At 69.0% G+C, this 1108-nt stretch carries 1 protein-coding gene; it reads right to left on the reverse strand.

The window, feature by feature from the left end:
- On the reverse strand, nt 1-978 hold a 978-nt coding region (locus ACWDNU_RS46655; RefSeq protein WP_449673553.1), incomplete at its 3' end, for an AMP-binding protein.
- Between the last annotated feature and the right edge of the window lie 130 nt (nt 979-1108).

A 1108-nucleotide genomic window follows, 5' to 3' on the forward strand; every position in this document is an offset into this window, starting at 1 on the left:
GGCCTTGTGCTGCACGCCGAGCAGCAGCGAGCCGCCCTCACCGGACAGCTTCGCCTTGGCCTGCGCGACACCGACGCCGATCGCCCAGTTGGCCAGCGCCTTCTTCACCGGGCTCGGCTCGACCGCGAGCTTGTTCTCGATGCCGGCCTTGATCTTCTGCCACACCCGGGGCACACCGAAGAACACGGTGGGACGCGCGTCGGGCAGGGCGGCGGCGATCTCGCGCGGGTCGGGCACGGTGGTGATCTGGATGCCGGTGAGCAGGCTCATCGCGTGCGCGGAGATGCGATCGGCGACGTGCGCGGCGGGCAGGTACGACACGGCGCGGTCATCGAAGCCGACCGGCAGCGGACCGGAGACCAGGCCGACGACCTGGGCGATCACATTGCCCTGGGTGAGTTCGACGCCCTTGGACGGGCCGGTGGTGCCGGAGGTGTAGATCAGGGTGGCCAGATCGCCCGGCTGCACGGCCTGCCACGCGGCGTCGAAGTCGAAGTCGGGCTCCGGATCCGATTCCAGCTGGGCCAGGCCGAGGGTGCCCTCGGCGGTGCCGTCGACCAGGACGGTGTGCTCGACGTCGGCGCCCGCCTCCCGGATGACGTCGAGGAACGCCTGCTCGGTGATCACGACCTTGTTGCCCGCGTTGGCGAACACGTGCGCGATCTGCTCGGGGGAGCTGGTGTTGTACACCGAGAACGGGGTCGCGCCCAGGTGCAGGGCCGCGGTGTCGATCAGGTTGAACTCGGGGCGGTTGGTGAGCATGATGCCGACCGCGTCACCGTGGCGCACACCGAGTTTCGCCAGGCCGGCGGCCAGCGCCCGCACCCGCGTCGCATACTCCGCCCAGGTGATCTGCTGGGTGCCGCCGACCGTCCGCAAGGCGATCTGGTCGGGCCGCAACGCGGCGGTCTGCTGGAAGGCGGCGGGCACGGTGTGCACCGTGACGCCCGAGGCGTGCGCGAAACCGATGTCTGTCATATCCCTGTTCCCGAATAGGCCGTTCCGGATGCCGAGCCAATGCGAGTGAATCCTTCTCATCGTCTCGAGCGATGGGCGTCACAGTGGCACAGCTCACTCATCGTAACCGGACATACGGGATTGTGGCGTC

This window comes from Amycolatopsis sp. NPDC003676 (genome assembly GCF_053587275.1).